This window comes from Streptomyces sp. NPDC057682 (assembly GCF_042799575.1).
Classification (GTDB): Bacteria; Actinomycetota; Actinomycetes; order Streptomycetales; family Streptomycetaceae; genus Streptomyces.
In genome coordinates, this window is sequence record NZ_JBHVIN010000007.1 from 395,350 (window position 1) to 422,235 (window position 26,886).

Genomic DNA, 26,886 nt, shown 5'->3' on the forward strand with positions numbered 1-26,886 from the left:
CTGACCGCCCGCGGGCCGGGCCCGGGCCCCCCCCCCCCCCCCGCCCCGGGGGGGGGGGCCCCGGGGGGGGGGGGGGCCCCCCCCCCCCCCCCACCCCGCGCTCAGCCCAGCGAGGCCAGCGCGTCGGCGAGGACCGACGCACCCTCCTCGGCCTCCGGGACGGTGAGCGAGAGCGGCGGGGCGATACGCAGCACGCTGGTGTGGTGGCCGCCGCCCTTGCCGATGAGCAGCCCGCCCTCCCGGGCCGCCTCCAGCACGGCGGAGGCGGCCTCGGGATCGGCCTCGTCGGTGCCGGGGCGGACCAGTTCGATCCCGATCATCAGTCCCCGCCCGCGTACCTCGCGTACGTACGGCGAACCGGCCGCGACCGCCCGCAGCCGCTCGATGAGCAGACCGCCCACGCGCCGGGCGTTGCCCTGGAGGTCGTGGTCGAGGAGGTGGCCGAGGTTGGCGAGGCCCGCGGCCATGGTGACCGGTGAACCGCCGAACGTGGAGATGGAGTTGGCGTCCAGGCAGTTCATGACGTCGGCCCGCGCCACGAGACCGCCGATGGACATCCCGTTGCCGATGCCCTTGGCGAAGGTGAGGATCTCCGGCGGCCCGTTCCGGCCGTGCGCCTGCCAGCCCCAGAAGTGCTCACCGGTGCGCCCCCAGCCGGTCTGCACCTCGTCGGAGATCCACAGGATGCCGTGCCGGTCCAGGACCTCGCGGAAGGCCGCGTAGAGGCCGTCGGGCGGGGAGGTGAAGCCGCCGACGCCCTGGACGGGTTCGGCGATCAGCGCGGCGGGCGCCCTGGTGTGGCCGATCAGGTCCTCCAGGTCCGCGACGCAGGCGGCGATGAACTCCGCGTCGCCCAGGTGCGCGTACGGTCCCCGGGTGCGGACGCCGCCGTGCACGTACAGCGTCTGGAGCGGGGAGAGGGCGGTGGGCGACCAGGCCGCGTTCCCGGTGACGGAGACCGCCGAGAAGGACCGGCCGTGGTAGCTGTTGCGCATGGCGAGGATCTGGTTCGACCCCCGGTAGGTGGTGGCCAGGAGCAGGGCCGTGTCATTGGCCTCGGTGCCGGAGGTGGTGAAGAAGACCCGGGCGTCGGGGATGCCGGAGAGGGCGGCGATCCGTTCGGCGAGTTCCACCATCGGCCGGTTGAGGTAGAGGGTGGAGGAGTGGATGATCCGCCCGGCCTGTTCGGTGACGGCCTTGGTGACCTCGGGCAGGGCGTGGGCGGTCATCGTGGTGAGGATGCCGCCGAAGAAGTCGAGGTAGCGCCTGCCGTCGGCGTCCCAGACGTACCGCCCCTCGCCGCGGGTGATCTCCAGCGGACGGCGGTAGTAGAGCGCCAGCCAGTCGGGGGCGACGGCCAGATGGCGGTGGTGGAGTCCGCTCACGGCGCCACCAGCCCGTCGTAGGCGTCGGGCCGGCGGTCCCGGTAGAAGGCCCACTGCCGGCGGACCTCCTCGATCATTCCGAAGTCGAGGTCGCGGACCAGGAGTTCCTCGTCCGTGTCGCTGGCGGTCTCACCGACGAACTGGCCGCGCGGGTCGACGAAGTAGCTGGTCCCGTAGAAGTCGTCGTCGCCGTACTCCTCCCGGCCGACGCGGTTGATCGCGGCGATGAAGTAGGCGTTGGCGACGGCGGACGCCGGCTGTTCCAGCTTCCAGAGGTAGCTGGAGAGACCCCGCGAGGTCGCCGACGGATTGTAGACCAACTGGGCTCCGTTGAGTCCCAGTTGGCGCCATCCCTCGGGGAAGTGGCGGTCGTAGCAGATGTAGACGCCGACCTTGCCGACGGCGGTGTCGAAGACCGGCCAGCCGGCGTTGCCGGGCTTGAAGTAGTACTTCTCCCAGAAGCCCTTGAGCTGCGGGATGTGGTGCTTGCGGTACTTGCCCAGGTAGCTGCCGTCGGCGTCGATGACGGCGGCGGTGTTGTAGTAGAAGCCCGACTGCTCGACCTCGAAGACCGGGACGACGATCACCATGCCGGTCTCCCGGGCCAGTTCGCGCATCCGCGTCACCGTCGGGCCGTCGGGCACGGACTCGGCCCAGCGGTAGTGCTCGGGATCCTGGACCTGGCAGAAGTACGGGGCGTTGAACACTTCCTGGAAGCCGATGATCCGCGCCCCCTGCCGGGCGGCCTCGCGGGCGTGCTCCTCGTGCTTGGCGATCATGGATTCGGTGTCGCCGGTCCAGGTCGCCTGGACGAGGGCGGCGCGTACGACGTGGGACATGAGCTGCTCCTTCGGCACGGCGTCAGAGAGCCTCTTCGCGTTTCTACGCCCGTAGACGCGGGCGTACGGGAGAACGTAGGCCCCGGCACACAGCGGGGCAAGACCACCACGGCGAACCGGCCGAACCGGGCGGGTTTCGCACCCGTGCGGCCGATGTGTCGCGCCCGGCCCCCGGCGCGCGGTGACAGGACCTCGGGCGTGTCTCGAAAGTCCCCCCGCTCGGCGGGCGGACGGCGCTGCTTTCCCAACACGTCCTAGTGCCGTGACCGGCAATGTTTGCCCCGTGAGGAGCGTCGTCCAGTGCGTGCGATCGCAAGGCGGCCGGAAGTCCTTGTAGCGGAGCTACCAGGGCTTTCGGCCAACGCGGCGAGCGTGCGTGCTGGACGGCGCGACGGGGCAAAGCTTGCCGGGAGGGGCACTAGCCGATGCCCGCGACCCGCAGCGCGTGCTCCACGTCCCGGCCGTGCGCGTCCGAGACCGCCCTGGCGGCGGCGAGCAGCGGGGCGACGAGGCGGTGCGGATCGCGCCGGGCGATCCCGGCCGCGTCCTGCGGTGTCCGTACGCGAACGAAGGCGCCGAGCAGCGCCCCCATCTGGCGGCCCCGTCCGGCCCGGCCGAGCGCGAGCGCGGCGTCGGCGATCTCGGCGGCGGGGCGGGCCACGCCCTGGCGGAGCAGGTGTCCGCAGTCCGCCGTGCGGCCCGCCCCGGCGAGCGCGTCGGCGGCTGCGGCGAATCCCGCCGGGGGCAGCGAGGAGACCTCCCACAGGAGGGTGGGCCAGTCGGCGCCGAGCCCCGCGCGGTGGAGGGCCTCGGCGAGCAGCGGCAGTTCGGCCGCGGGGCGCCCGGCCGCTTCGCAGAGCACGCCGTGCGCCTCGCCGCTGCGGCCCTCGGCGCGGAGCCGGACCAGGGTGGTGACCGTGGTCAGCGCGGAGCGCAGTGCGGCCGGGTCCGCTGGTTCGGGGCGCGCGCCGTCCCGGTCCTTGTCCGCTCCGCGCGCCGCCCCGCCGAACCTGGCGCCCCGGGGGGCGGTGGCCGCCGGGGGCGGAACGGGCAGGACGGGCGGGGCCGCGACGGGCCCGTCGTCGGCGTCCTCCAGCCCGGCGAACCGCGCACCGCGCGGTCTGCGGCGCGCGGGGGCCGCCGCCGGGGCGTCCGTCACCGCTTCCGGGGAGGTGGGGGCCGGGGCCGGCTCCGCGCCGCTCCCGTCCGGCGAGGCCGTCACGGCCTCCAGTCTGCGGCGGAGTTCCACGCAGCGGGCCGAGGCGCGGTGGTGGTCGTCGCGGGCCCAGACGAGCGCGTCGGCGCCGTCCGGGTCGCCCCGGGCGGCTTCGATCCGGCGGGCCGCGTCGGTGCGGGCGCGGAGCATCGACTCCAGGCGTTCGACGAGCTGCCGGCGTCCCCCGGGGCGGCGGTCGTGGGCGGCCGCGGCGGAGGCGTACAGCTCCGCCGTCCGCACCGAGGCGTGCTGCGCGAACGCGGCGCCGCGGACGGCCGCCAGATCGGCGAGGAGTGATTCCAGCACGTCCCAGGGCGGGATCTCGACCCCGTCGAGGCAGGCCCGCATGCCCTCGGGGTCGCGCCCGCGGAAGACGCCGTACCACCCCAGGGCGGGATCGAGCGGCGCCACCACCTCCCGGAGATGGCGTGCGAACTCCCCCATGGAAACCGTCTGCTGATGCACCGTCATCGTCGCCCTCGGCCGCCTTCGGCTGGAACCCTCCAGTCCGCAGGCATTCGACCGCAGTCGTGTTACGGGACGGCTACACGCGCTTTACGGGCCGGGAGCGGACGGTGCGCGCCGCCGCCCCCGCGCACGCCCCGGGCGTGCGCCCGTTCAGAAGGTGATGGCGATCCCGGCGTGGGGGCGCTTGCCGAGGCGGACGATCAGCGCCGGATAGTCGATCAGCCAGTACTTCCAGGTGTACTTGCGGCCGATGGCCTTGCGGACGGCGGTGGTCTCCTTCTCGTCGAGCAGACGGCCGGTGCCGTCGGCCGCCGGGGCGCCCTCCTGGACGCGCCCGCGCACATCGCAGACGGTGACGCGCACCCGGCCGTCCCTGCGGAGCCGCTTGACCTTGTACGAGTCGGACCGGGTCCAGACGACCAGTTCGCCCCCGGCGACCGCGCACCACACCGGGGTGGCGACCGGGGTGCCGTCCTTCCGGTACGTGGTGAGGCTGATGTACTCGCTGCGGGCGAAGTCCTGAAGGCTCATACGTCAACCCTACGCATCCGAGGGGGACGACGAGCCCGGCCCGGCCCCCCTCGTAGGACGCAGCGGATGTCACTTTCGGATCATGCCGCCGGCGCGGCGAGCGGGACGGCCTCCGGTTCCGGGGCGCAGCGCGTGAGGAGCTCGTCCATGGAGAGGCCGAGCGCGCCGGCGAGCGCGGCGACGGTGAAGAAGGCGGGCGTGGGGGCGCGGCCGGTCTCGATCTTGCGCAGGGTCTCGGCGGAGATCCCGGCGCTCGCCGCGATGTCGGCCATGCTGCGGCGGCCGCGCGCCTCGCGGAGCAGTCGGCCGAGCCGTTCGCCGCGCAGGCGCTCTTCGGGGGTGAGGGGCGTTCGAACCATGCCGTCATTCTAATACCGCTCCGACCGGTATAGTAATTGGCATGGTGCAACTCAAGACAGATACATCCATCGAAGCCATGCGCGCGACCGGACGGGTCGTGGCACGGATGCTGACGGCCGCCCGCGAGGCGGCGGCGGTCGGCGTCACCCCGCGCGAACTCGACGAGGTGGCCCGCGCGGTGCTCCGCGAGGCCGGGGCCGGATCGCCCTTCCTGAACTACCGGCCGCACTTCGCGCCGACCCCCTTCCCCGCCGTGATCTGCGCCTCCGTGAACGACGCGATCGTGCACGGCATCCCCACCGACGAGCCGCTGCGCGACGGCGATCTGGTGAGCATCGACGCGGGGGCCACACTGGACGGCTGGGCCGGGGACTCCGCGATCAGCTTCACCGTCGGGCGGGCCCGCGCCGAGGACACCCGACTGGTCGGCACCGCCTACGAGGCCCTGGACGCGGGCATCGCGGCGGCCGTCGTCGGCAACCGGATCGGGGACATCGCGCACGCCATCGGCACCGTCTGCCGCCGGGCCGGTTACGGCATCCCGGAGGGCTTCGGCGGCCACGGCGTGGGCCGGGCCATGCACGAGGACCCGGCCGTCCCCAACGAGGGCCGGCCGGGGCGCGGCATGGTGCTGAGGCACGGCATGGTGCTGGCCATCGAGCCGATGCTGATCGGGGGCGGCGGGGACGTCTTCCACGCCGACCGCGACGGCTGGACCCTGCGGACCACCGACGGCAGCCGTGCCGCCCACGCCGAGCACACCGTGGCGATCACCGACGACGGCCCCCGGATCCTCACCGCGCTGTGAGCGGGCGGCCGGTCCGGGGCCGTCCGCCCCGGCCGACCGTACGTCCCGGTGGCGGGGGCCGGGATTCGCCGTCAGTTGTTCCGCAGGAACTCCCGGGCCAGGGCGTCCCCCGCGCTCCGGGCCGCGTCCCTGCTCTCGATCGGGTCCACGGCGGAGTCCCGGAAGAGGATGTACGTGACGCCGCCGGGGGCGCCGCCGCTCTTCGGGTCCGGGTCGATGCCCAGTTCCCCGGCCGCCGCAAGGGAGGCCTCGCCGATGAGGCCGGACGGGCCGGTGTCGCCGACGACGGCGTAGGCCACCCGGTCCTCGTGCACCAGCGCGACGACACCGCCGCCCCGGATCCCGTCCCGGGCGGGGTCCCACCGGGCGCTGCGGCCCGGCACGACGACGTACGGCAGTTCGCGCGCGTCCAGCGGGCGGCCGTCGGAGGTGTGGAACGCGGTGTCGTCCTGGAAGGCGGGGTCGGTGCGGGTGTTGCACGCCGCGGTCGTCCGGCCGTCGCAGTCGATGTCCAAGTCGGCCTTCCAGTGGACGGCGCCCTTCGCGCCGCACACCGGGACGGTGGGCGACGCGCCCGCGTCGGTGCGGTACAGGCCGTGCGAGATCCGGTGGCAGGAGGCGGTTCTCGCCAGCAGTTCGGCGGCCGCGACCGGCGCCGGCCGGACGGCGGCTCGGGCCGGGGCGGAACGCGTGGCGCGCCGGGGCGCGGACACCGGACGGGCGTAGGCGGTGGGGGTGAGCGCGAAGGCTCCGGGGCCCGCCCGGCGGACCGGGGCGGGCGCCTCGGGCCGGGGCAGGGCCCGGCCGTGGGCGGTGGGGGTGAGGGAGCCGGCCGCGAGCAGGGCGGCGCCGGAGACCGTGGTGAGGGCGAACGTTCGGATGCGCACCGGGGGTGCCCTTCTGTGAGGAGTCTCTTCCGTTGCCGGGAAAAGCAGCCAGGACGCCCCCGCATGCCCCCGTCGAGGCGGTGGGGGCGGCCCGCCGCGCTGTGCGCGACAGACCGCCCCCACCCGTACGGTTACTGACGAAACGTCACCTCTGTCGTGACGGGGTCACCACCATCGCCGAGCCGCCTCCCCTGCGGACCTTCTCGGCGGCGGCCAGCCAGCGGCCGTCCGGCAGGCGCTGCACACCGGTGGCCGCGCCGATCTCCGGATTGGCCTTGAAGACATGGCCCAGCGCCTCCAGCCTGGCGCGGACCGGGCTGTTCCAGAGCGCCGGTTCCAGTTCCGTGGCGGCGGCGTTGCGCTGGCTGGCGCGCGGGGCCGCGATGGCCTCGACCAGGGGAAGCCCCCGGTCGACCGCGCCGATCAGCGTCTGGAGCACGGTCGTGATGATCGTGGCACCGCCGGGCGAGCCGAGGGCGAGGACCGGCCGGCCGTCCTTGAGCACGATCGTGGGCGAGATCGACGAGCGCGGGCGCTTTCCGGGGCCCGGCAGGTTCGGGTCGTGGACGGCCGGGTTCGCCGGGGCGAACGAGAAGTCCGTCAGCTCGTTGTTGAGCAGGAATCCGCGGCCGGGCACGGTGATGCCGCTGCCGCCGGTCTGCTCGATGGTGAGGGTGTAGGCGACGACGTTGCCCCACTTGTCGGCGGCGGTGAGGTGGGTGGTGTTCTCGCCCTCGTACGTCGTCGGGGCAGCGGTCCCGCCCGTGGCGCAGCCCGCGGCGGGGTGGCGGGGGTCGCCCGGGGCGAGCGGGCTGGTCAGCACCGCGTCGTCCTTGATCAGGCAGGCCCGCCCGTCGGCGAACCGCTGGCCGAGCAGCCCCCGGGTCGGCACGTCCTCGAACGCCGGGTCGCCGACCCAGCGTCCGCGGTCGGCGAAGGCGATCCGGCTGGCCTCGATGTAGCGGTGCAGGTACCGCTCCTCGCTCGCCCTGGACAGATCCATGGACTCCAGGATGTTGAGCGCCTCGCCGACCGTGGTGCCGCCGGAGGAGGACGGCGCCATGCCGTAGACGTCGAGTCCCCGGTACTCCACGCGGGTCGGCGCCTGCCGCAGAGCCCGGTAGGCGCGCAGATCACGGGTGGTGAGGTCGCCGGGGCGGACCACCCGGTCCGCGGCCGGGTCGACCGGAGGGGTGCGCACGGTCCGCACGATGTCCTCGGCGAGCCGGCCCCGGTACAGCGTCTCCACGCCTTCGCGGCCGACCTCTTCGTAGGTCCGCGCGAGATCGGGGTTCTTGAGGACGGAGCCGATCTCCGGGAGCCGGCCGCCGGGCAGGAAGAGCTTGCGGGTGGCGGGGAAGTCGGCGAACCGGGCCTGGTTCCCCTCGGTCTGGGAGCGGAAGGTGGCGTCGACGACGAATCCGTCCCGGGCCAGCCGCTCGGCCGGCTTCAGGACCTGGCGCAGGGACTTGCTGCCCCAGGCGTCGAGGGCCGCGTCCCAGGTGGCGGGGGTGCCGGGGGTGCCGACGCCGAGTCCGCTGGTGACGGCCTCGTCGAAGCCGATGGGCCGTCCGTTCTCCAGGAACAGCGAGGAGTCGGCGCTGCGCGGCGCGGTCTCCCGGCCGTCGATGGTCTCGACCCGGTGGGTGCGGGCGTCGTAGTGGACGAAGTAGCCACCGCCGCCGAGTCCGGCCGAGTACGGCTCGGTGACGCCGAGGGCCGCGGCGGTGGCGACGGCGGCGTCCACCGCGTTGCCCCCCTTGCGCAGCACCTCGATCCCCGCGGCCGTGGCGTCCGCGTCGACGCTGGAGACCGCTCCTCCGTAACCCACCGCCACGGGCGCCTTGGGCGGTGGCGAGGCCGGTGGTGCGGAGGAGGACGGGGCCGCCGCCCCGACCGTCACCATGGCGGCCAGAACAGCCGTTAACGACACGTTCCGTGCGACGTCGCGCCTCATGCGCACCTCCAGTGAGGGATTGTCCGCGCAGGGTAACGCCGCCCCGGCCGCCGCGTCAGGACCGCCTCGAACCTGAGGCCGAATGCCCGCTAACATGCCCGCCCATGACTGACGACGTACGCAACATCGTGCTGGGCGTGATAGCCGCCGGCATCAGCGCCGCCCTCGGCTGGCTCGCGCGCACCTACCTCTGGCGCCGCAAGCTCCGGCGCAAGCAGGCCTTCTTCGGCCTGCCGGGGAACTCGGAGTGCCTGCTCGTCGTCAACCGCGACGCGGGCGGCGACGGGGCCGTCCACCGGCACGACGTCTTCGCACTGCTGGAGCTCTCCGCCCTGATCAAGGACTGCTCGGCGCACGCTCAGATCCTGTCCCACGACATCGCCCAGCAGGGCTTCGGCGACCGCACCGAATTCTGTGTCGGCGGTCCGGTCTCCAACCGCCGGATGGCCGCCCATCTGCACTCCCTGCTGCCCGGTATCCGGATCAACACCGACCCGGAACCGGGCCCGGACCGCAACGCCTTCCAGATCGGCTCGGAACGCTACCGGGCCGAGAAGGGCGTCGCCGAGTACGTCGTGCTGGCCCGGCTGACGGCCGGTCAGGAGGCCCGCCCGGTCTTCCTGTTCTGCGGCCAGCAGGCCATCACCAACCAGGCGGCCACCCGCTATCTGACCCGCAACTACGAACGGCTGGCCCGCAAGCACGGCAACAATTCCTTCTGCCTGCTGCTGAAGGTGGCCAACTCCCAGGCGTACGGCCCCGACGTAGTCGAACTGGTCGCCGATGTGACCCGCGCGGCCCAGGCGCCCGCGCCGACGCCCCGCAACTCCCACCGGGCGACGGGCTGATCCGCGCCCGTCAGACCGGGCCGCGGTGGGCGGCCCACAGCTCCCCGGCCCGGCCTGCCGCCGCCGCGACCAGGGCGGCCAGTTCGGGCCGGTCGGGCACCGCGAAGGAAACATAGGCACCGCGTCCGCCGGCGACCGGGCGGCCGTACGCCTTGGCGGCGAGACTTCCGTCCGGGAGGAGCCGGACGTTGAGCGTGCTCAGCCTGAACTCCTCACCGCGCCGGGTGTCCGTCCAGCGGAGCTCCTCGGGGATCGTGACGTTGATCGCCAGGGCGCTCACTTCGGGCGTTTCCGGGTCGTCGCTCATCCACGGATGCTCTCACGCCCGCCGTGCGCGCGGGGCTCCTCAGAGCGGCGGCAGACCCATCCGCTCGCGGTGCGCGTCACGCAGCAGGCTGGCGGGGCTGACGGCGGACGCGCCCGCGTCCAGGACGAGTTCGGACCCGTTGAGCAGGGCCGCGTCGGGGGACGCGGCGTAGGCGACGGTCCCGGCGATGTGCTCGGGCGAGCCGAGGAGGCCGAGCGGGTTGCTCTGGCGGAGCCGGTCGAGGTCCCGCTCGCCGTCGAGGCGGGATTCGGTGGCGGGGGTGCGCACCCAGCCGGGTGAGACGGTGACGAACGAGATTCCGTACTGCCCGTAGTCCACGGCGAGTTGGCGGCCGAGTGCGGCGATGGCCCCCTTGGCGGCGGCGTAGGCGGGCAGCCCCGGTGCCGCCGTGCGGTGCAGGACCGATCCCACCGTGACGACCGCGCCGGAGCCCGCCGCGATCATGCCGGGCAGCACCGCGCGGACACAGAGGAACACCGAGCCGAGGTTGGCCCGCAGCACGGCGTCCCACTCCTGCTCGGTGGTGCGGTGCAGCGGTGCGCCCTCGGTGACGCCCGCGCAGGTGACGAGCACGTCCACCGCGCCTCCCGGGGCCGCGGCCGCTTCGACGGCGTCCGCCACCTCGTCGGCGTCGGTGACGTCCGCGCGGTGGAACGCCGCACCCGGGAGCGCCGGGTCGTCCCGGTCGACCCCGACGACGCGGTAGCCGTCGGCGACGAAGCGCGCCGCCACGGCGCGGCCGATGCCGCCCGCCGCTCCGGTGATCAGGGCCGTACGCGCCATCGTTCCGCACCTCGCAACCGGGCCTCCGGTGACGGTCACCGGAGGAAGGGATTCCACGCTGTCCACATACCGTATACGATCTACGAAATTCCCTCAATGAGTCCGGAGGCATCCGGTGCAACCCGACCAGCTCATCAGTGCTCTCGCGTCACGACGGCTCGTCGCCATCGTGCGCGGCCGCGATCCCGAGGCGGCGCTCGACACGGTCCTCACGCTCGTCCGCTCCGGGATCGACCTCGTCGAGGTCTCGCTCAGCGGCACCGACGCCCTGCGCGTGATAGCCGGGGCGCGGGCCGTCCTGGGCCCGGACGCGCCGCTCGGCGCGGGAACGGTGCTGACCGCCGAGGACGCCCGGCGGGCGGCCGAGGCCGGCGCGGCGTACGCCGTCACCCCCGCGGTCACCGAGGCCGTGGCGGCCTCCCGCGCGCTCGGTCTGCCGGTCCTGGCCGGGGCCCTCACCCCCACGGAGGTCGTCGCCGCGCTGCGCGAGGGCGCCACGGCGGTGAAGCTCTTCCCGGCGGGCCACGGCGGGGTGGAACTGCTGAAGGCCCTGCGCTCCCCGTTCCCCGACGTCCCGTTCGTCCCCGTGGGCGGTGTCGACGCCGAGGCGGCCCGCGCCCATCTGGCCGCGGGCGCCCTCGCCGTCGGGGTGGGCGGACCGCTCGTCGGCCGGGCCGCCGACGGCGATCCGGCGGGACTCGCCGAGCGCATCACCGCGTTCCGCGCCCTCACCGGGGAGGCGTCGTGACGGACGTCCTGACCTTCGGCGAGGCCATGGTCGCGCTCCGCGCGGACGGGCCGATCAGGACCGGCGGAGCCCTGCGGATGTCCGTCGCGGGCGCCGAGGCCAACGTCGCGATCGGCCTGGCCCGGCTCGGCCACCGGGTGCGGTGGGTCGGCTGCACGGGCGCCGACGAGTTCGGGGCCCTGGTGCTGCGCACCCTGCGCGCGGAGAGCGTCGACGTCGCGTGCGCGGCGCGGGCCGAGGGGCCCACCGGCCTCGTCGTCTTCGAGCCGCGCGTCGCGGACCTGACCCGCGTCTCGTACTACCGGGCGGGCTCGGCCGGTTCGCGCCTGGGTCCGGGGCATCTGGAACGGGCCCTGGCCGAGGGCCCACGCGTCCTGCACACCACCGGGATCACGGCCGCCCTGGGACCCGAACCCCTCCGGGCCGTGCGCGAGGCGGCCTCGACGGCGCCCGGCGGGACGACCGTCTGCCTCGACGTCAACCACCGCGCGAAGCTGTGGTCCCGCCAGGAGGCCGCCGCCGCGCTGCGCCCCCTGATGCCGTACGTGGACGTCCTTGTCGCGTCCGACGACGAACTCGCCCTGGCCGCACCGGCGGGAGCGCGGTCCGAGGACCGGCAGGCGGAAGCCCTGCTGGAGGCCGGGGTGCGCGAGGTCGTGGTCAAGCGCGGCGGGCAGGGCGCCGAGGTCTACGACGCGTCGGGGCGCACGGCGCGTCCGGCGGTGTCCGTGCCGGTCAAGGACACGGTCGGAGCCGGTGACGCCTTCGTGGCCGGGTATCTGTCGGCCTTCCTGGACGGCGAGCCGGTCGCGGGGCGGCTCGACCGCGCGGTGACGACGGGCGCGTTCGCCGTGGCCTGCGCGGGCGACTGGGAAGGGCTGCCCACCCGCGACGAACTGCGTCTGCTGCGCGCCGCCCCCGGAAGCGCGATCCGGTGACCCCGGCGGCGGGCATCCCGGCCTGGCGCGCCCTGACACCGGCGCGCCACCACCTGGGCGAGGGCGCGCGCTGGACGGGCGGGGTCCTGCACTACGTGGACCTGCTGCGGGGCGATCTGTTCCGGGTGCCCGGGGCGAGCGAGGAGACCCCCGCGCCGCTGCTGCGGCTCGGCATGCCGCTCGGCGCGGTCGCGCCCCTGGCGGGCGGCCGCGCCGGGGAGTGGATCGCGGCGGCGGGCGACGGCATCGCACGGCTGGACGCGCGGGGTGCGGTCGAGTGGCTGGCCCGGCCCGCGCCCCGGGCCGGACCGGCCCTGCGGATGAACGACGGGGCCTGCGACCCCTCCGGACGGTTCTGGGTGGGCAGCATGGCGGCCGACGCCACCGACGGCGCCGGCGCCCTCCACCGCACCGATCCCGACGGCACGGTCCACGAGGTGCTCGACGGCCTCACGGTGCCCAACGGTCCGGCCTTCACGGCGGACGGGCGGCTGATGTACCTCGCGGACAGCGCCCGGGGCACCATCACGCGCTACCCGGTGGACCCGGCGACGGGCGGGCTCGGCGCGCCCGAACCGTTCGCCCGCCTCGCCCCCGGGGAGGGCCGTCCCGACGGCATGACGGTCGACGACGGACAGAACCTCTGGGTCGCGCTGTGGGGCGGTGGACGCGTCCTGTGCCTGGGGCCCGACGGGACCCGCCGGTGCGCGGTGGCCGTACCGGCGGACCGGCCGACCAGCGTCGCCTTCGGCGGCGGGCTGATGTTCGTGACGACGGCCCGGCACCGGCTGGAGCGGCCGGGCCCGCTGGACGGCGCGGTGTTCGCCCGCCCCACCGAGGTGACCGCCCCGCCCGCCCTGCCGTTCGGGCCGCCGGGCGGGAGCTGAGCGTACGTCCCTGCCCCGGCCCTTCCCGGAGCGGCCGGGAGAAAAGATCCGACGCACCCCTGGACGTTATTTCGTATACGGAATACCTTCATCGCATCGCATCCCCCTCCGCAGCGCGCGGATCCCTCCCCAGGTGGTGTACGTCCCCATGCGCACGTCCTCAGCCCCCGAAAGCCCGGCCACGAGCCGGGACCGTCTGCCCGCACAGCAGCGGCGCACGATGGTCGCCAGCACCGTCGGCACGGTGATGGAGTGGTACGACTTCAATCTCTACGGCCTCGCCTCGGCCCTGGTGTTCGGCCCGCTCTTCTTCGGCTCGTCCTCGACCGGTGCGACGCTGGCCTCCTTCGCCACCTTCGCCGTGGGCTTCGCCGCCCGGCCGATCGGCGGCATCGTCTTCGGTCACCTCGGCGACCGCGTCGGACGCAAGCGGGTCCTGTTGATCACCATGCTCGCCATGGGCCTCGCGACCGCGCTGGTCGGTGCCCTGCCCACCCACGCCGCGATCGGCGTCTGGGCCCCGGTCCTGCTGATCGTGCTGCGGATCGCCCAGGGCATCGCGGTCGGCGGCGAGTTCGCCGGCGCCACGCTCCTCACCGTGGAGAACGCGCCACCCGGACGGCGCGGGCTGTACGGCGCCATCCCCGCCATGGGCACGGGCGCCGGATTCGTCCTGGCCAGCGCCGTCTTCGGCCTGGTCTCGCTGCTGCCGGAGGACGCCTTCCTGGCCTGGGGCTGGCGCATCCCCTTCCTGCTCAGCTTCGGCCTGGTGCTCTTCGGGGTCTGGGCGCGCCGGAGCATCGAGGAGACGCCCGTCTTCTCCGAGGTCGAGGAGCGGGGCGGGACGGTCCGCTTCCCCCTCGTGCACACCCTGCGCACCCAGCCCGGCGCGGTGGTGCGCACCATGGGCATCACCGTCTCCGGATTCGTGTGGGGCTATCTGATCCAGGCCTTCGCCCTCGCGTACGCCACCAGCGAGCTGGACATCCCCCGGTCCACGCTGCTCTGGGCGATCGCGCTCGCCGCCACCCTGGAGATAGGCGCGATCCCCCTGTGGGGGCACGTCTCCGACCGGATCGGCCGGCGCCGGACGGTCACCCTCGGACTCGCCGCCACCGCCCTGTTCGTCTTTCCCTTCTTCGCCCTCCTGGAGACGCGCAGCACACCGCTGGTCTTCCTGGCCTTCGTGATCGCGATGCCCCTCTGCAAGGACATGGTGTTCGGCCCCCAGGCGGCCCTGGTCGCCGAGCAGTTCGACGCGAAGGTGCGCTTCAGCGGGGTCAGCACGGGCCGCGAGATCGGCGGCGCGATCTTCGGCGGCACGGCACCGTTCATCGGTACGGCGCTGCAGTCGGCCACCGGCTCCGTCGTACCCGTCGCCCTCTACGTCCTCGCCGCCTGCGCCCTGACCCTCGTCGCGGTCTTCGCCGGGCGCGAGACCGCCCACGACTGACCGCCGTCCGACCCACCGCCGGGCGGACCCCCGCCCGGCCGCACGACCGACTGGAGAACCCCCGCATGTCCCCGCACCCCCTGCGCATCACCAAGGTAGAGGCCCTGGCCCTGTCCGCCTCGTTCGACGACCTCTACGACTCGCCCGAGGACGTACCGGACTGGCTGCGCCACCCGGCCGCCAGCCATCGCGTCCTGCCGCGCCGGGGCCAGTACGCGACCCTGGTCAAGGTCCACGCCGAGGACGGTTCGGTGGGCGTCGGCGAGTGCTACGGCCTGCCCTCCCCCGAGGTCACCGCGACCGTCGTCGCCACCGTGCTGGCCCCGCTGCTGACCGGTCAGGACGCGCTGGCCACCACCGCGGTGTGGGAGCGCCTGTACAAGGGACAGGCGGCGGGCGGCCACAACCGCGGCTTCTACCTGGAGGCCCTGGCCGGGATCGACCTGGCCCTGTGGGACCTGCGCGGCAAGGCCGCCGGGCTGCCGGCGCACCGGCTCCTCGGCGGCCCGCTCCGCGAGCGGATCGACTGCTACGCGAGCCCCGTCGCCCTGCACGCCGATCCCGCCGACTCGGCCCGCCAGGCCCTGGGCTTCACCGAGGACGGTTTCCGGGCCCTCAAGGTCAAGATCGGCCGCGGGGAGCGCACCGACCGCGCCCATCTGACGGCCGTCCGCGAGGCCGTCGGCGACGACGTGGAGATCCTCACCGACGTCAACTGCGCGTACGACCTGGACGAGGCGACCCGCGTCGGGGGCGTCCTGCGCGAGCTGGGCATCTCCTGGTACGAGGAGCCTCTCCAGGTCGACGACCTGGCCAACCTCGGCGAACTGCGCCGCCGTACCGGTCTCACCGTCGTCAACGGCGAGACCCACTTCACCCGTTTCGATCTGCGGGACTCCCTGCTCCACCGCGCCGTGGACGTCTTCATGCCGAACGTCGCGCGGTGCGGCGGTCTCACCGAGGCCATCCGGCTGGCGGCCCTCGCCTCGGCGTTCCACGTCGACATCGCTCCGCACGGCGTCGGTTCGGGGGTCAGCCTCTGCGCGGCCCTGCAGCTCTGCGCGGCCACCCCGAACCTGCGCACCTACGAGTACAACCGGCTGCCCAACCCGATCCGCGAGCGGATCCTGGTCCACCCGCCGGAGTTCCGGGACGGGGCCCTGACCGTTCCGCAGGGTCCGGGGCTGGGCGCCGAGATCGACGAGGCGGTCGTCGACCGGTACACGGTCGCCCGGTTTTGACGGCGGGCGACGCGGGCCGCCCGCCCGTCGGCCCGTCCGCCCCGCCCACCCATCGGGAGATATCGCATACGATGAACGAATGACCGAGAAGGCGTGGGCGGGCCGGCTGCCCCCCGTGAAGAGCAAGGCGGATCTCGTCCACGAGAGCCTGCGCGCGGCGATCGCGGAGGGCAAGCTGCGGCCGGGGGCCAAGGTCAACATGGACGAGCTGGCTCGGGACTACGGCGTGAGCAAGATCCCGGTCCGCGAGGCGGTCAAGCGCCTGGAGTCGGAGGGCCTTCTGGTCTCCCGGGTCCACGCCGGGGTGAGCGTCGCGGAGGTGGACCTCACCGAGATGCGCGGGGTGTTCCTCGCCCGGGAGGCGATCGAGGGCCTGATCGCGGGGCTCGTCGCCGAGCGGGCCGACGACGCCGTGATCGCGGAGCTGGAGGAGGTCCAGAAGGCGATGCGCGAGGCGCTGGACGAGGGAGACGTGGACCGGCTGCCCGGACTGAACACCTCGTTCCACCGCGCCCTCGCCTCGGCGACCGGCTACCGCATCCTCGACGAGCTGACGGACCAGCTCCTGATGACGATCCGGCGCTACCGGCTCGTCGCACCGGCCGACCCGATGAACTGGCGCGCCGTCGTCGGGGAGCACGACACGATCATCGCCGCGCTGCGGGCCGGTGACGCCTCCGCGGCGAGCGAGGCCGCACGCGCGCACACCGTCTCCCAGGCCCGCCACGAGGTCGCGGACTGAGCACACGCGCTCCCGGACCGGCGCTCAGACCGCGCAGTGCGCGGGTCCGATCACCCCGTCCGTGCCGGTCACCCGCACCGCCTCGCCCCGGTCGGCGGTGCGGGCCTGGGCGGCGGTGCAGAAGAGCTGCTGGCGGGCCGGCTCGGAGAGACCGGTCACCGGCCGGTCGACGCTGACCTGCACGCCCTCGGCGCTGAGTTCGATCTTCACCACGGTCCGGCCCGTGGGCAGTTCGGTGCGGAGCCCGGCGTCCCGTTCGCTGCGGGAGGGGCCGATGAAGAGCAGGGCCAGGGCCTTGTACGCGCCGGGCTGCGACCAGCCGGACCCGGATTCCGAGATGGTGCCCTCCCCGAAGTCCGCCTCCCGGACGACGGGCATCAGCCGGGCGGCCGACGACGAGGAGACGAAGTAGAGCACGGTGCCGGTCTTCCCGTGCGGCACCACCTCCACGACGGCCGGTTCGCCCGCCTCGACGACGTCGGTGGCGCGGATGCCGCAGCCGGTGACGAGCAGCAGCGCGGACAGGAGCGCGGCGGGGGCGGCCCTCATCGGCGTCCCAGGGGCAGGGTGACGGTGAACAGGGCGCCGCCGGACGGGGCGTTCACGGCGGTGACGGTGCCGCCGTGCAGCCGGACGTTCTCCCGGGTGATCGCGAGGCCGAGTCCGCTGCCCGCCGAACGGGTGCGGGCCGCGTCCGCCTTGTAGAAGCGGTCGAAGATGTGCGGCAGGACCTCGGCGTCGATGCCGGGCCCGGTGTCCTGGACCTCGGTCACCAGCAGCGCGGCTCCGTCGTCGTCACGGCCGGTGCGGACGCGTACGGTGACGGGCTCGGCGCCGTGCCGCAGGGCGTTGCCGACGAGATTGGCGACGATCACGTCGAAGCGGCGGGGGTCGAGGACCGCCCGTACGCCGTCGGGGAGTTCGGTGCGGACACGGTCCTCCCAGTGCCGCGCCTGGAGCGTCTTGCGGACGGTCTCGGCGAGGTCGACCTCGTCGCCGTGCAGGTCCGCCGCCCCGGCGTCGAAGCGGGATATCTCCATCAGGTCCTCGACGAGTGTGGCGAGCTTTCCGGTCTCGGTGCTGATCAGCCGGACGGCGGCCGCGGTGTCGGAGTGCAGCGCCGCGGCGTCCTCGTCCAGGACCTCGGTCACGGCGAGCATACCGGCGAGCGGGGTGCGCAGTTCATGGGCGACGTCGGAGGCGAAGCGCCGGGCCCGTTCCTCGGCTCGGCGCAACTCCTCGACGGACTGCTGGAGCTGGGTGGAGGACTCGTTGAACGTCCAGGCCAGTTCGGCCAGTTCGTCCGAGCCCCGGACGGCGATCCGGGTGTCCAGCTCGCCCCGGCCGATTCCGGCGGCGGCCCGGCGCAGCTCGCGGACCGGGCGCAGCACACTGCGGGCGGCCAGCAGCGCCGGGACGAGCGCGACGAGGAGGGCGGGCACGGCCCCGTCGCGGGCGGCGGTCACCATGGCGGCGATATTGGCCTCCTCGGTGGACAGCGGCATCACGGCGTAGACGACGAGACCGGTGGGCTGGCGGCCGTCGCCCCGGTCGAAGACCGTCGGCATGCCGACGGTGAGCCAGGGCCGGCCGCCCGAGACGACCCGCTGGAAGGAGCCGTGGGCGTTGGCCCGGGTGGCCGCGCGCAGCTCCGGGGTGATGACGCCGGAGGTCGGCCGGTCCGAGGAGGACGCCCGCAGCGTCCCGTACTCGGCGAAGACGGTCCAGGTGTGCGACTTGCCCTGGCGGGCGAGGGCAAGGCACATCTCCCGCAGGGTCGTCGGGTCCAGCGGCAGGGTGATGCCTTGTGCCCCGACCCGGTCGCGGAACTGGGCGACGGCGGTGTCCTGCGTCTGCTGGAGGATCGCGGAACGCGCCTCGCGGTAGGTGAGGGCCGCGGTGGCGGCGGCGCTGACGGCCGCGACGAAGAGGAACGCGGCGACGAGGCGGGTGCGCAGACCGAACCGGGCCGCGAGCCGGGGCCGTCTCATCCGACGGGGCCGAAGCGGTAGCCGAAGCCGCGGACGGTCTGGATGTAGCGGGGGCTGCCCGGCACGTCCTCCACCTTCTGCCGCAGCCGGCGCACACAGGCGTCCACCAGCCGGGCGTCCCCGTGGTAGCTGTGCTCCCAGACGTATTCGAGGAGCTGCTGCCGGCTGAAGACCTGCTCGGGCGAGGCCGAGAGATGGAGGAGCAGCTTCAGTTCGGAGGGGGCCAGCAGCAGCCGCTCCCCCGCCTTGGCGACGGTGAGCCCGACCCGGTCGACGGTCAGCGCGCCGTGCGTCTCGGTGCCGCCGCGTCCGGCCGGTTCGGCGAGCCGTCGCAGCACGGCCCGGATCCGGGCCTCGATGACCTCGGTACGGGCGGGCTTGACGATGTAGTCGTCGGCCCCGGCCTCCAGTCCGACGACCACGTCGAAGTCGTCGCCGCGCGCGGTGAGCATGATGATCGGCAGCTGGCTGGTCTCCCGGATCTGCCGGCAGACCTGCACGCCGTTCATGCCGGGCAGCATGAGGTCGAGCAGGACCAGATCGGGCCGGAACTCCCCGAGCGCCGCGAGCCCCGCCTCACCGGTCCCGACGCCGCGCATCTCGTGACCGCGGCGGCGCAGCCCGAGTTCGACCCCTTCCCGGACGGAGGGGTCGTCTTCGATGAGCAGTACGCGGGGCATGGCGTCGGTATCCCGGGGGCGAGAAGGGCGGGGAGGCGGGGCAGACGGGGCAGGGGATCAGCGGCGGCGCAGCCGGCCGCGTACGGCGCCGAGCGCGGTGGCCACCTCGGTCAGCCGCAGCGGGCGGGCCAGCGCGGCCACCACGAGGACGAGGACGGCGGTCCCGGCCCCGGCGGCGGCGAGGTCGCCGAGCCCGGATCCGCCGGTGTCGACGGCGCGGGCCGCCGCGTACGCCAGCAGTCCGGCGGGCACACAGGCGACGGCCAGCCGGGCGTGGGACCGCAGCCCCGGCGAGCGCAGCAGCGCGGTGCGGCCGGGCCCGGCCGGGGAGAGCCTGCGGTGCAGGACGTACGCGGTGGCGGCGAAGCCGGCGAACAGCGCCACGGAGTACGCCCCGGCCATGCCCGTCACCGCCCAGCGCGCCGGGAGCAGCAGATAGGCGGCGGCCGAGAGCCCGGCGTTGAGGGCGGCGATGACCAGGTTGAGGAGGAACGGGGTCCGGGTGTCGCTCATCGCGTAGAAGCCGCGCGAGAGCACGTACTGCCCGGAGAAGGCGACGAGTCCCGGGGCGAACGCCGCCATCATCCCGGCCATCACGGTGATGTCGGCCGGTCCGGTGCGCCCGTAGCCGAAGACGGAGCCCATCACCCACGGCGCGAGCGCCAGCAGGGCGGCGGCGGCCGGGACGACGACTGCGGCGGAGGTGCGCAGCGCGTAGGAGACGTCACGGCGCACCCCGGCGAGGTCGCCCTCGGTCGCGGCCCGGCTCATCCTCGGCATCAGCGCGGTGACGAGGCTGACGGTCACGATGCCCTGGGGCACCACCCAGAGCTGATAGGCGTAGCTGTACGCGGTGTAGCCGGCGCCGCCCAGGACGCCCTGGTCGGCGGCGTGCTGGCCGGTGGCGGTGGAGAGCCGGGTCACCACCCAGTAGGCGGCCTGGTTGGTCAGCACCAGCATGACGAGCCAGCCGGCCGCACGCAGCGGCCGGGTCAGTCCGCTGCCGCGCCAGTCGAACCGGGGCCGCCAGCGGAAGCGGGCGGCGCGCAGCGCGGGGACCAGGGCGAGGGTCTGCACGACGATCCCGGCGGTGGTGCCCCAGCCGAGCAGCCGGGTCTGTCCGGCGGTCAGCGTGCCGTCCGAACCGGCCGCGGTCCACAGGTAGATCCCGAACACCGCGATGATCACGAGGTTGTTGAGGACGGGGGTCCACATCATCGCCCCGAACCGGTTCCGGGCGTTGAGGACTTGGCCGAGCAGGGTGAAGAGCCCGTAGAAGAGGATCTGCGGCAGGCAGTAGCGGGCCAGCGCGACGGTCAGCTCGGCCTGGTCGCCGTCGTAGGTGGGCGCGTACACCGAGATGATCAGCGGGGCGGCGGCGACGGCGATCCCGGTGAGGGCGAGCAGTCCGACGGTGCACAGGGTGAGCAGCCGGTCGGTGTAGGCGGCGCCTCCGTCGGCGTGCTCCTTGGCGGCCCGGACCAGTTCGGGGACGAACACGGCGTTGAGGGCGCCGCCGATGAGCAGGATGTAGAGGATGTTGGGGACGGTGTTGGCGACCGAGTAGCCGTCGGCCCGCAGTCCGGTGCCGAGCGCGGCGACGACGACCGCCGAGCGTATGAAGCCGGTCGCGCGCGAGACGACCGATCCGGCGGCCATCACCGCGCCGCTGCGCAGCACGGAGCCGGACGTCCGTGCCGCCTTCGCGTCGGTGGCCGCCGCCGCGGCCGTGTCCGCGGTCACCGGTGCGCCAGATACGTCTGGAACGCCCGGTACAGCGCGTTGTTCGCCGCTCCGCCCACCGATGTCTCCCACTCTCCGAGGGTCTCCACGACCTGCCCGCCGGTGCCGAGCTTCCAGCGCAGCAGTCCGAAAGGGCGGTCATCGGGATCGAGGGTGGAGGATACCCCGCGCATGTCGTACACCTCGGCGCCCAGGGCGTAGGCGTCCTGGATCATCTGCCACTGCAGGGCGTTGCTGGGGCGGACCTCGCGCCGGTGGTCGGCGGAGGCTCCGGTCTGGTACCAGACCCGGCCCCCGGTGGTGATCATGGTGTGGGCGGCCAGGATCTCGCCCCGGTGGACGGCGAGGCAGAGGCGCATCCGGCCGGGGCTCTCGGCGTTGAGCACCGCGTACTGGCGCTGGTAGTAGGCGAGGGAGCGGCCGAGCCGGAAGCCGTCGCGCTCCTCGGTGATCCGCAGCAGCCGGTGGAACTCGGGCAGTTCGGCCGCGCCGCCGGTGACGACGCGCACGCCCGCCTTCCCGGCCCTGCGGACGTTGCGGCGCCACTCCTGATTGAGGCCGGACCACAGGTCCTCGGTGGTGCGTCCGGCGAGCGGGACGCGGAAGACGTGGCGGGGCTGGGCGTCGGCGTCGTCGCCGTCCCCGCCGCAGCGCCGCCAGCCCCGGGCCCGCAGCCGGTCGGCGACGGCCACGCCGAGCGGGTCGACGGCGCGGGCCAGGACGTCGCCGATGCTGCGGCCCGGCCCGGTCCCGGCCTTGAGCCGGGGCGCGTCCCAGCTGCGGTAGGCCGGGGACGGTCCGATGCGTACGGCGAAGGCACCCGCGGCGCGCACATGGGCCAGGAGCGGGCGCAACCAGCGGTCCAGGCCCGGATCGGCCCAGTCGGCGACCGGCCCCTCCGGCATATAGGCGAAGTATTTCCGGGTGCCCGGGAATTGCCGGTAGAGAATGAGGGCACTGCCGGCCAATTCCCCGCGGTCGTCGGTCCAGCCGACGCTTTCCGCCTTCCACTGCTCCTTCACCCCGGCCCAGGACGGGTACTGCAGAAAGCTCGCGTCCGGCCGGCCGGCGAGGTGCGCGCGGTGCTGGTCGGACGTCAGCGGGTGGATCGGCAGTTCCTGGTCACGGCTGCGGTCTCCGGTCGCGAGCAGCGCTGACATCTCCGTGGCCCTCCCTCGTGGGCCCCGCGGTCGGTCCTGCGGGGCTGCACAGGATGCTCACAGCGGTCCGTGACCGGTCCGCGCGCCGGATGTGACGGGACGATGACCGTTCCGCTGCGCTTTCCGTCACACGCCGCATTCCCTTATTTCGGCGGATTCGCGGAACCTAGGCTCCGGAGAATGCCTCTCATTCGACGACACAGCACGGCCCAGGAGGTTCTTCCGTTGATTCCCGCCTCGCCCATATCCCGTTTCCGGCGCGCCGCCCGTACCGCGCCGGCCCCGCGGATCGCCCTGATCGCCGGGACGGCGGTCCTCGGGCTCACGCTCACGGCCTGTTCCGGCGGCGCCTCGGCCTCGGACCGCGCGGCGGACGGAAAGGGCGGAGCCTCGTCCGCCGCCCCGGCGAAGGCCCGGATCACGGTGAGCCCGCACGGCGCGGCGGTCCGCGCCGGCACCCCGGTCACGGTCACCCTGGCCGCCGGGAAGCTGCGCACCGTGACGGTCGAGGCGCAGGGCGGCGCGGCCCTCACCGGCCGGATCGCCCCCGACGGCAGGACCTGGACGTCCGACCGCCCGGCCGCGCCCGGCACCACGTACCGCGTGACGGCGAAGGACACCGCGGGCGGCGGTGACACGGCCGGGTTCACCACGGCGGCGGCCGACAAGGTCAACAAGCTGACGCTGGCGCCCGGCAAGAACACCACGGTGGGCATCGCCCAGCCGCTGTCGATCGTCTTCGACCATCCGGTGAAGAACAAGGCGGCGGTCGAACGGGCGCTCAAGGTGACCACCTCGAACGGCACCGAGGGCTCCTGGGGCTGGGTGGAGGACTACTCCGGCCGGGACCGGGTGGACTGGCGGCCCAAGGAGTACTGGAAGCCGGGCACCCGGATCACGCTGGCCGCCGGGCTGAACGGGGTGGACTCGGGCCCCTCGGGCGGCTTCTTCGTCCGCGACTACGCGACGGGCTTCACCGTCGGGGAGAGCCAGGTGGTCCGGGTCGACCTGGACCGGCACCGGCTGGCGCTGAAGAGGGACGGCCGCACGGTCATGGACGTGCCCGTGTCGGGCGGGACCCCGGGCGGGGACCGGGCGTCCTGGCGGGGGACGGCCGTCCTGATGGCCAAGGAGGGCACGATCAACATGCGGTCCGAGACCGTCGGCCTGGGCGACGCCTACGACAAGATGGTCGACTACTCGATGCGGCTGACCTGGTCGGGGATGTACGCGCACGCGGCGCCGTGGAACGCGGCGTACTTCGGGCGGGCCAACCACAGTTCGGGCTGCGTCGGGATGAGCGACGCGAACGCCGCCGAACTGTTCCGGCGGGCCCGCGTCGGTGACCCCTTCGAGATCACCGGCGCGGACGCCAAGGGCACGGTCGCGGTGGGCAACGGCTACGGGGCGTGGAACGTCTCCTGGGCCGACTGGCAGGCCCGGAGCGCTCTGCGGTGACCGGACCGGCCGGCGCGCAGCTGACCTTCTTCCCACGGCACGGACCCTCGTACGCGTCCGTGCCGTGTGCGCGAAAGTGATCACCGGCTGCCGCCGGACGGCGCACCGCTCCCCGGGGGCCGCCTCGCGGCGGTTCCCGGTCTACTGGGCGCCGGACATCAGCGTCCCCGGCTGGGCCGGGCCGACGCCCGTCCCCTCGGTCTTCGGACTGCGGCGTTCCCGCTTGGCCACCCACGTCGCGAACCAGGACAGCAGCATGCACATCCCGATGTAGATCGGTGAGATCACCATGACCACGGGGATGAACGGGAGGTCGTAGTCGAGGTTGGAGGCGATGAGCTTTCCGGCGTGGAGGAACTCCTCGTAGGTGATCAGATAGCCGAGCGAGGTGTCCTTCAGCGCGACGACGAGCTGGCTGATGATGGTCGGGAGCATCGCGCGGACCGCCTGCGGGGCGAGGACGAAGGTCATGACCTGCGTCTTGCGCATCCCGAGGGCGAAAGCGGCCTCGCCCTGGCCGCGTTCCACGGCGTTGATGCCGGTGCGGAACACCTCGGCGAGGACCGAGCCGTTGTACAGGGTCAGTCCGGCGACGAGGGCGGGCAGCGGCTGCACCTTCAGGGCGACGAAGATGAAGAAGATCATCACCAGGACGGGCATGGCCCGGAAGAACTCGACGAGGACGGTCGCCACCCAGCGCACCGGCCGGTGGTCGGAGAGCCGCCCGACCGCGAGGACCGCGCCGAGCGCCAGGGACAGCACCGCCGCGTAGGCGAACGCCTTGAGGGTGTTGCCGAGTCCGCGCAGCAGGAGTTCCTGGATGCCCTTGTACTCGAAGGGGGTCCATTTGGCGCTGGTGAACTGGCCGGTGTCGAAGAGCAGATAGACGACCCAGCCGACCAGGGCGGCGAGCAGGACCGTGGAGACGATCCCGTAGACCAGATGCCGTTTGCGGGTGGCCGGGCCCGGGATGTCGTAGAGCGCGGTGGCGGTGGGGGCGGAGTGGGTGGTCATCGGGCGACTCCCCAGCGCTTCTCCATCACATGGAAGAGCGCACTGATGAACAGGGTGATGATCAGATAGCCGACGGCGATCCAGACGAAGGTCCAGATGATGCTGTAGCCCAGCTCGTTCAGCGTCTTGTAGGTGCCGAGGAGTTCGGTGACGCTGAACGCCCCGGCGATCGCGGAGTTCTTGGCGAGGGCGATGAGGGTGGAGCCGATCGGCGGGATGACCGAGCGGAAGGCCTGCGGGAGCACCACGTTGCCGAGCGTCTGACCGAAGGTCATGCCCAGGCTGCGGGCCGCCTCGCCCTGTCCGGTGGGCACGGTGTTGATGCCGGAGCGCAGCACCTCGCAGATGAACGCGGAGGTGTAGCAGCCCAGCGCGAGGATGGCGAAGACGTTGAACGGCAGCACCAGGCCGAAGCGCGGCAGCCCGAGGAGCACGGCGAAGAACAGCAGGGTCAGCGGGGTGTTGCGGAGCACGGTCACCCAGACCGTGCCGATCACCCGGAACGAACCGACGGGCGCCACGCGGAACGAGGCCATCACGAAGCCGAGGACCAGCGCCAGCAGCGAGGCCCAGAAGGTGAGTTCGACGGTCCCGAGGAATCCCTTGCCGTAGAGCGAGAAGTTGTCGGTGAGTACGTCCATGGATCCGGCCGTCCTCTCAGTTCGCCGGGTAGCGGTCGATGGGCGGCGGCTTGGGCGCGGGCACCCCGGAGAGCCCGAGCGTGGCCTCGAAGGCCTTCTTCCAGTTGCCGTTCTTCTCGTTGGCCTCCAGCGCGTCGTCGAGCGCGAACCGCAGCGCGTTGTCGCTGCGCGGCACCCCGATGCCGTACGGCTCCTCGGAGAAGGGCTTGCCGACGACCTTCATCTCGTCCGGCGCCTTCGCGGCGAAGCCGAGCAGGATCGCGTCGTCGGTGGTGACGACGTCGACCTGGTAGGTGAGCAGGTTGTCGACGCAGATCGAGTACGTGTCGTACGCGACGAGGTCGGCCTTGGGGTAGTCGGCGGCGATCCGCTGGTACGGGGTGGATCCTGCCGCCGAGCAGACCGTCTTGCCGGCCAGGTCCTGGGGGCCGTGGATGTCGTTCTCGTCCGTGCGGACCAGCAGCCCCTGACCGGCCATGTAGTACGGGCCGGCGAACCCGACGAGCTTCTTGCGCATGTCGTTGATGGTGTAGGTGCCGACGTAGTAGTCGATCTGCCCGTTCTGCAGGGCGGTCTCGCGGTTGGCGGAGGCGATCGTCTTGAAGCGGATCGTCTTGGGGTCGAACCCCAGCGAGGCGGCCATCATCCGGGCGATCTCGATGTCGAAGCCGGAGTAGACGCCGGTGGCGGGGTCCTTCTCGCCGAGGTAGGGCTGGTCCTCCTTTGCCCCCACGCGCAGGTATCCACGCTTCCTGGCGCTGGTCCAGGTCCGGGAGTCCGGCAGCTCGAAGGCGGTGTCGACGTGGTAGACGGGCAGCGCCTCGGGCTGGGGGCCCTTCACGGGCGGGCTGCCCTCCTTGCCGCAGCCGGCGGCGACGAGAGCGAGCAGCAGGCCGGCACAGGCGGCCAGCGCTTTTCGGGTACGCAACACAGGGCTCCCGTCAGTGCTTGAGGATCTTGGACAGGAAGTCCTTGGCGCGGTCGCTCTCCGGGGCGGTGAAGAAGTCCTCGGGGGTGCGGTCCTCGATGATGCGGCCGTCGGCCATGAAGACGACGCGGTTGGCCGCGGAGCGGGCGAAGCCCATCTCGTGGGTGACGACGACCATGGTCATCCCCTCCCGGGCGAGCTGCCGCATGACCTCCAGCACCTCGTTGATCATCTCCGGGTCGAGGGCCGAGGTCGGCTCGTCGAACAGGAGTGCCTTGGGGTCCATGGCGAGGGCGCGGGCGATGGCCACGCGCTGCTGCTGTCCGCCGGAGAGCTGGGCGGGGTACTTGTCGGCGTGCGCGGCGAGCCCCACGCGCTCCAGGAGCTCCCGCGACCGCTGGTCGGCCTCGTCCTTCTTCCGCTTGCGGACCTTCATCTGCGCCAGGGTGACGTTGGCCAGGACCGTCTTGTGCGCGAACAGGTTGAACGACTGGAAGACCATGCCGACTTCGGCCCTCAGTCCGGCGAGCCCCTTGCCCTCCTCGGGCAGGGGCCGCCCGTCGATGACAATGTGTCCCGACTCGATCGTCTCCAGCCGGTTGATGGTCCGGCAGAGCGTTGACTTGCCCGAGCCGGAGGGACCGATGACCACCACCACCTCCCCGCGGCCGACGGTGAGATTGATGTCCTGAAGGACGTGCAAGCTCCCGTAGTGCTTGTTGACGTCCCGCAGTTCGATCAACGGATCGACGGCCATACGCTGCCCTGCCCACTTGTCGCTGTTCGAGGTCAGCGCAAACTATCCAGCCCGGAAAGGGACTTCGCGCCCGACACGCGTAAATGGGGCATAAG

The 26,886-nt window shown here is 73.3% G+C and carries 27 protein-coding genes; 9 read left to right on the top strand and 18 right to left on the bottom strand.

Annotated elements, in window-relative coordinates; translation table 11 throughout:
• Positions 1–101 precede the first annotated feature (101 nt).
• The 5 genes from ACFVDM_RS15980 to ACFVDM_RS16000 form a co-directional block, all read right to left on the bottom strand.
• The gene (locus tag ACFVDM_RS15980) at positions 102–1,385 is read right to left on the bottom strand and encodes an aspartate aminotransferase family protein (protein WP_383639031.1); all 1,284 of its coding nucleotides are present in this window, start codon (positions 1,383–1,385) and stop codon (positions 102–104) included.
• The gene (locus tag ACFVDM_RS15985; RefSeq protein ID WP_383639034.1) at positions 1,382–2,224 is read right to left on the bottom strand and encodes a nitrilase-related carbon-nitrogen hydrolase; all 843 of its coding nucleotides are present in this window, start codon (positions 2,222–2,224) and stop codon (positions 1,382–1,384) included. The genes ACFVDM_RS15980 and ACFVDM_RS15985 overlap by 4 nt, the downstream gene beginning before the upstream one ends.
• A gap of 418 nt (positions 2,225–2,642) precedes the next feature.
• Positions 2,643–3,911, bottom strand: coding sequence for a hypothetical protein (locus ACFVDM_RS15990; RefSeq protein WP_383639038.1), 1,269 nt, complete (start codon positions 3,909–3,911; stop codon positions 2,643–2,645).
• Positions 3,912–4,058: 147 nt separating this feature from the next.
• Positions 4,059–4,439: a PPOX class F420-dependent oxidoreductase gene (locus ACFVDM_RS15995; protein WP_383639041.1), complete on the bottom strand. Its 381-nt coding sequence runs from the start codon at positions 4,437–4,439 to the stop codon at positions 4,059–4,061.
• 80 nt (positions 4,440–4,519) lie between these two features.
• Positions 4,520–4,798, bottom strand: a complete 279-nt coding sequence (locus tag ACFVDM_RS16000; protein WP_383639044.1) for a helix-turn-helix domain-containing protein — start codon at positions 4,796–4,798, stop codon at positions 4,520–4,522.
• Between the two features lie 41 nt (positions 4,799–4,839).
• Between ACFVDM_RS16000 and map the strand changes: the two genes are divergently transcribed.
• A complete protein-coding gene (gene map / locus ACFVDM_RS16005; RefSeq protein WP_383639047.1) occupies positions 4,840–5,607 on the top strand; it encodes a type I methionyl aminopeptidase in 768 nt (255 codons plus the stop codon).
• A gap of 71 nt (positions 5,608–5,678) precedes the next feature.
• Here map and ACFVDM_RS16010 read toward each other — a convergent pair whose 3' ends face one another.
• Both ACFVDM_RS16010 and ggt read right to left on the bottom strand, forming a co-directional pair.
• The gene (locus ACFVDM_RS16010) at positions 5,679–6,488 is read right to left on the bottom strand and encodes a glycoside hydrolase family 75 protein (RefSeq protein WP_383639175.1); all 810 of its coding nucleotides are present in this window, start codon (positions 6,486–6,488) and stop codon (positions 5,679–5,681) included.
• Between the two features lie 151 nt (positions 6,489–6,639).
• Positions 6,640–8,451, bottom strand: coding sequence for a gamma-glutamyltransferase (ggt, locus tag ACFVDM_RS16015; protein WP_383639050.1), 1,812 nt, complete (start codon positions 8,449–8,451; stop codon positions 6,640–6,642).
• A gap of 104 nt (positions 8,452–8,555) precedes the next feature.
• On the opposite strand from ggt, the gene ACFVDM_RS16020 reads away from it, so the two are divergent.
• Positions 8,556–9,299, top strand: a complete 744-nt coding sequence (locus ACFVDM_RS16020; protein ID WP_383639053.1) for a hypothetical protein — start codon at positions 8,556–8,558, stop codon at positions 9,297–9,299.
• Between the two features lie 10 nt (positions 9,300–9,309).
• On the opposite strand, the gene ACFVDM_RS16025 is transcribed toward ACFVDM_RS16020, so the two are convergent.
• Positions 9,310–9,606 carry a hypothetical protein gene (locus ACFVDM_RS16025; RefSeq protein ID WP_383639056.1) on the bottom strand — a complete coding sequence of 99 codons (297 nt, stop codon included), beginning with the start codon at positions 9,604–9,606 and terminating at the stop codon, positions 9,310–9,312.
• A gap of 39 nt (positions 9,607–9,645) precedes the next feature.
• The gene (locus tag ACFVDM_RS16030) at positions 9,646–10,410 is read right to left on the bottom strand and encodes an SDR family NAD(P)-dependent oxidoreductase (protein WP_383639059.1); all 765 of its coding nucleotides are present in this window, start codon (positions 10,408–10,410) and stop codon (positions 9,646–9,648) included.
• A 115-nt stretch (positions 10,411–10,525) separates the two neighbouring features.
• Between ACFVDM_RS16030 and ACFVDM_RS16035 the strand changes: the two genes are divergently transcribed.
• The 6 genes from ACFVDM_RS16035 (at position 10,526) to ACFVDM_RS16060 (ending at position 16,419) form a co-directional block, all read left to right on the top strand.
• On the top strand, positions 10,526–11,158 hold the full coding sequence (locus tag ACFVDM_RS16035) for a bifunctional 4-hydroxy-2-oxoglutarate aldolase/2-dehydro-3-deoxy-phosphogluconate aldolase (RefSeq protein ID WP_383639062.1): 633 nt from the start codon (positions 10,526–10,528) through the stop codon (positions 11,156–11,158).
• Entirely contained in the window at positions 11,155–12,096 is a 942-nt protein-coding gene (locus ACFVDM_RS16040) for a sugar kinase (RefSeq protein WP_383639065.1), read from the top strand. Before ACFVDM_RS16035 ends, ACFVDM_RS16040 begins: the two co-directional genes overlap by 4 nt.
• Positions 12,093–12,983 carry an SMP-30/gluconolactonase/LRE family protein gene (locus tag ACFVDM_RS16045; RefSeq protein WP_383639068.1) on the top strand — a complete coding sequence of 297 codons (891 nt, stop codon included), beginning with the start codon at positions 12,093–12,095 and terminating at the stop codon, positions 12,981–12,983. The genes ACFVDM_RS16040 and ACFVDM_RS16045 overlap by 4 nt, the downstream gene beginning before the upstream one ends.
• A gap of 148 nt (positions 12,984–13,131) precedes the next feature.
• Positions 13,132–14,436 (top strand): MFS transporter, encoded by a 1,305-nt coding sequence (locus ACFVDM_RS16050; protein ID WP_383639071.1) that lies wholly within the window; start codon positions 13,132–13,134, stop codon positions 14,434–14,436.
• A gap of 65 nt (positions 14,437–14,501) precedes the next feature.
• The gene (locus ACFVDM_RS16055) at positions 14,502–15,677 is read left to right on the top strand and encodes a mandelate racemase/muconate lactonizing enzyme family protein (RefSeq protein WP_383639074.1); all 1,176 of its coding nucleotides are present in this window, start codon (positions 14,502–14,504) and stop codon (positions 15,675–15,677) included.
• 79 nt (positions 15,678–15,756) lie between these two features.
• Positions 15,757–16,419, top strand: a complete 663-nt coding sequence (locus ACFVDM_RS16060; protein WP_383639077.1) for a GntR family transcriptional regulator — start codon at positions 15,757–15,759, stop codon at positions 16,417–16,419.
• A 24-nt stretch (positions 16,420–16,443) separates the two neighbouring features.
• Here ACFVDM_RS16060 and ACFVDM_RS16065 read toward each other — a convergent pair whose 3' ends face one another.
• The 5 genes from ACFVDM_RS16065 to ACFVDM_RS16085 are packed head-to-tail and all read right to left on the bottom strand — an operon-like array spanning position 16,444 to position 21,993.
• Complete coding sequence (locus ACFVDM_RS16065; protein WP_383639080.1) at positions 16,444–16,968, bottom strand: hypothetical protein; 525 nt, start codon at positions 16,966–16,968, stop codon at positions 16,444–16,446.
• Entirely contained in the window at positions 16,965–18,410 is a 1,446-nt protein-coding gene (locus ACFVDM_RS16070; RefSeq protein ID WP_383639083.1) for an ATP-binding protein, read from the bottom strand. Before ACFVDM_RS16070 ends, ACFVDM_RS16065 begins: the two co-directional genes overlap by 4 nt.
• Positions 18,407–19,090, bottom strand: coding sequence for a response regulator (locus tag ACFVDM_RS16075; RefSeq protein ID WP_383639086.1), 684 nt, complete (start codon positions 19,088–19,090; stop codon positions 18,407–18,409). The genes ACFVDM_RS16070 and ACFVDM_RS16075 overlap by 4 nt, the downstream gene beginning before the upstream one ends.
• 57 nt (positions 19,091–19,147) lie before the next feature.
• Positions 19,148–20,833 (bottom strand): murein biosynthesis integral membrane protein MurJ, encoded by a 1,686-nt coding sequence (murJ, locus tag ACFVDM_RS16080; protein WP_383639089.1) that lies wholly within the window; start codon positions 20,831–20,833, stop codon positions 19,148–19,150.
• Complete coding sequence (locus ACFVDM_RS16085; RefSeq protein ID WP_383639092.1) at positions 20,830–21,993, bottom strand: lipid II:glycine glycyltransferase FemX; 1,164 nt, start codon at positions 21,991–21,993, stop codon at positions 20,830–20,832. Before ACFVDM_RS16085 ends, murJ begins: the two co-directional genes overlap by 4 nt.
• A 180-nt stretch (positions 21,994–22,173) precedes the next feature.
• Between ACFVDM_RS16085 and ACFVDM_RS16090 the strand changes: the two genes are divergently transcribed.
• Positions 22,174–23,451, top strand: a complete 1,278-nt coding sequence (locus tag ACFVDM_RS16090) for an Ig-like domain-containing protein (RefSeq protein WP_383639095.1) — start codon at positions 22,174–22,176, stop codon at positions 23,449–23,451.
• A gap of 141 nt (positions 23,452–23,592) precedes the next feature.
• Here the strand turns inward: ACFVDM_RS16090 and ACFVDM_RS16095 are convergent, their stop codons facing one another.
• The 4 genes from ACFVDM_RS16095 to ACFVDM_RS16110 are packed head-to-tail and all read right to left on the bottom strand — an operon-like array spanning position 23,593 to position 26,791.
• The gene (locus tag ACFVDM_RS16095; protein WP_383639098.1) at positions 23,593–24,465 is read right to left on the bottom strand and encodes an amino acid ABC transporter permease; all 873 of its coding nucleotides are present in this window, start codon (positions 24,463–24,465) and stop codon (positions 23,593–23,595) included.
• Positions 24,462–25,106 (bottom strand): amino acid ABC transporter permease, encoded by a 645-nt coding sequence (locus ACFVDM_RS16100; RefSeq protein WP_383639102.1) that lies wholly within the window; start codon positions 25,104–25,106, stop codon positions 24,462–24,464. Before ACFVDM_RS16100 ends, ACFVDM_RS16095 begins: the two co-directional genes overlap by 4 nt.
• Positions 25,107–25,122: 16 nt before the next feature.
• Positions 25,123–26,034, bottom strand: a complete 912-nt coding sequence (locus tag ACFVDM_RS16105) for a glutamate ABC transporter substrate-binding protein (protein WP_383639105.1) — start codon at positions 26,032–26,034, stop codon at positions 25,123–25,125.
• Positions 26,035–26,047: 13 nt separating this feature from the next.
• Positions 26,048–26,791 carry an amino acid ABC transporter ATP-binding protein gene (locus tag ACFVDM_RS16110; RefSeq protein WP_383639108.1) on the bottom strand — a complete coding sequence of 248 codons (744 nt, stop codon included), beginning with the start codon at positions 26,789–26,791 and terminating at the stop codon, positions 26,048–26,050.
• Positions 26,792–26,886: the final 95 nt, after the last annotated feature.

What these genes read in the sequence shown, in the direction of transcription:
- ACFVDM_RS15985 (WP_383639034.1), bottom strand. Translation starts at nt 2,224, where the DNA reads ATGTCCCACGTCGTACGCGCCGCCCTCGTCCAGGCGACCTGGACCGGC.
- ACFVDM_RS15990 (WP_383639038.1), bottom strand. Translation starts at nt 3,911, where the DNA reads ATGACGGTGCATCAGCAGACGGTTTCCATGGGGGAGTTCGCACGCCAT.
- ACFVDM_RS15995 (WP_383639041.1), bottom strand. Translation starts at nt 4,439, where the DNA reads ATGAGCCTTCAGGACTTCGCCCGCAGCGAGTACATCAGCCTCACCACG.
- ACFVDM_RS16000 (WP_383639044.1), bottom strand. Translation starts at nt 4,798, where the DNA reads ATGGTTCGAACGCCCCTCACCCCCGAAGAGCGCCTGCGCGGCGAACGG.
- map (WP_383639047.1), top strand. Translation starts at nt 4,840, where the DNA reads ATGGTGCAACTCAAGACAGATACATCCATCGAAGCCATGCGCGCGACC.
- ggt (WP_383639050.1), bottom strand. Translation starts at nt 8,451, where the DNA reads ATGAGGCGCGACGTCGCACGGAACGTGTCGTTAACGGCTGTTCTGGCC.
- ACFVDM_RS16020 (WP_383639053.1), top strand. Translation starts at nt 8,556, where the DNA reads ATGACTGACGACGTACGCAACATCGTGCTGGGCGTGATAGCCGCCGGC.
- ACFVDM_RS16025 (WP_383639056.1), bottom strand. Translation starts at nt 9,606, where the DNA reads ATGAGCGACGACCCGGAAACGCCCGAAGTGAGCGCCCTGGCGATCAAC.
- ACFVDM_RS16030 (WP_383639059.1), bottom strand. Translation starts at nt 10,410, where the DNA reads ATGGCGCGTACGGCCCTGATCACCGGAGCGGCGGGCGGCATCGGCCGC.
- ACFVDM_RS16050 (WP_383639071.1), top strand. Translation starts at nt 13,132, where the DNA reads ATGCGCACGTCCTCAGCCCCCGAAAGCCCGGCCACGAGCCGGGACCGT.
- ACFVDM_RS16055 (WP_383639074.1), top strand. Translation starts at nt 14,502, where the DNA reads ATGTCCCCGCACCCCCTGCGCATCACCAAGGTAGAGGCCCTGGCCCTG.
- ACFVDM_RS16060 (WP_383639077.1), top strand. Translation starts at nt 15,757, where the DNA reads ATGACCGAGAAGGCGTGGGCGGGCCGGCTGCCCCCCGTGAAGAGCAAG.
- ACFVDM_RS16065 (WP_383639080.1), bottom strand. Translation starts at nt 16,968, where the DNA reads ATGAGGGCCGCCCCCGCCGCGCTCCTGTCCGCGCTGCTGCTCGTCACC.
- ACFVDM_RS16070 (WP_383639083.1), bottom strand. Translation starts at nt 18,410, where the DNA reads ATGAGACGGCCCCGGCTCGCGGCCCGGTTCGGTCTGCGCACCCGCCTC.
- ACFVDM_RS16075 (WP_383639086.1), bottom strand. Translation starts at nt 19,090, where the DNA reads ATGCCCCGCGTACTGCTCATCGAAGACGACCCCTCCGTCCGGGAAGGG.
- ACFVDM_RS16085 (WP_383639092.1), bottom strand. Translation starts at nt 21,993, where the DNA reads ATGTCAGCGCTGCTCGCGACCGGAGACCGCAGCCGTGACCAGGAACTG.
- ACFVDM_RS16090 (WP_383639095.1), top strand. Translation starts at nt 22,174, where the DNA reads ATGCCTCTCATTCGACGACACAGCACGGCCCAGGAGGTTCTTCCGTTG.
- ACFVDM_RS16095 (WP_383639098.1), bottom strand. Translation starts at nt 24,465, where the DNA reads ATGACCACCCACTCCGCCCCCACCGCCACCGCGCTCTACGACATCCCG.
- ACFVDM_RS16100 (WP_383639102.1), bottom strand. Translation starts at nt 25,106, where the DNA reads ATGGACGTACTCACCGACAACTTCTCGCTCTACGGCAAGGGATTCCTC.
- ACFVDM_RS16110 (WP_383639108.1), bottom strand. Translation starts at nt 26,791, where the DNA reads ATGGCCGTCGATCCGTTGATCGAACTGCGGGACGTCAACAAGCACTAC.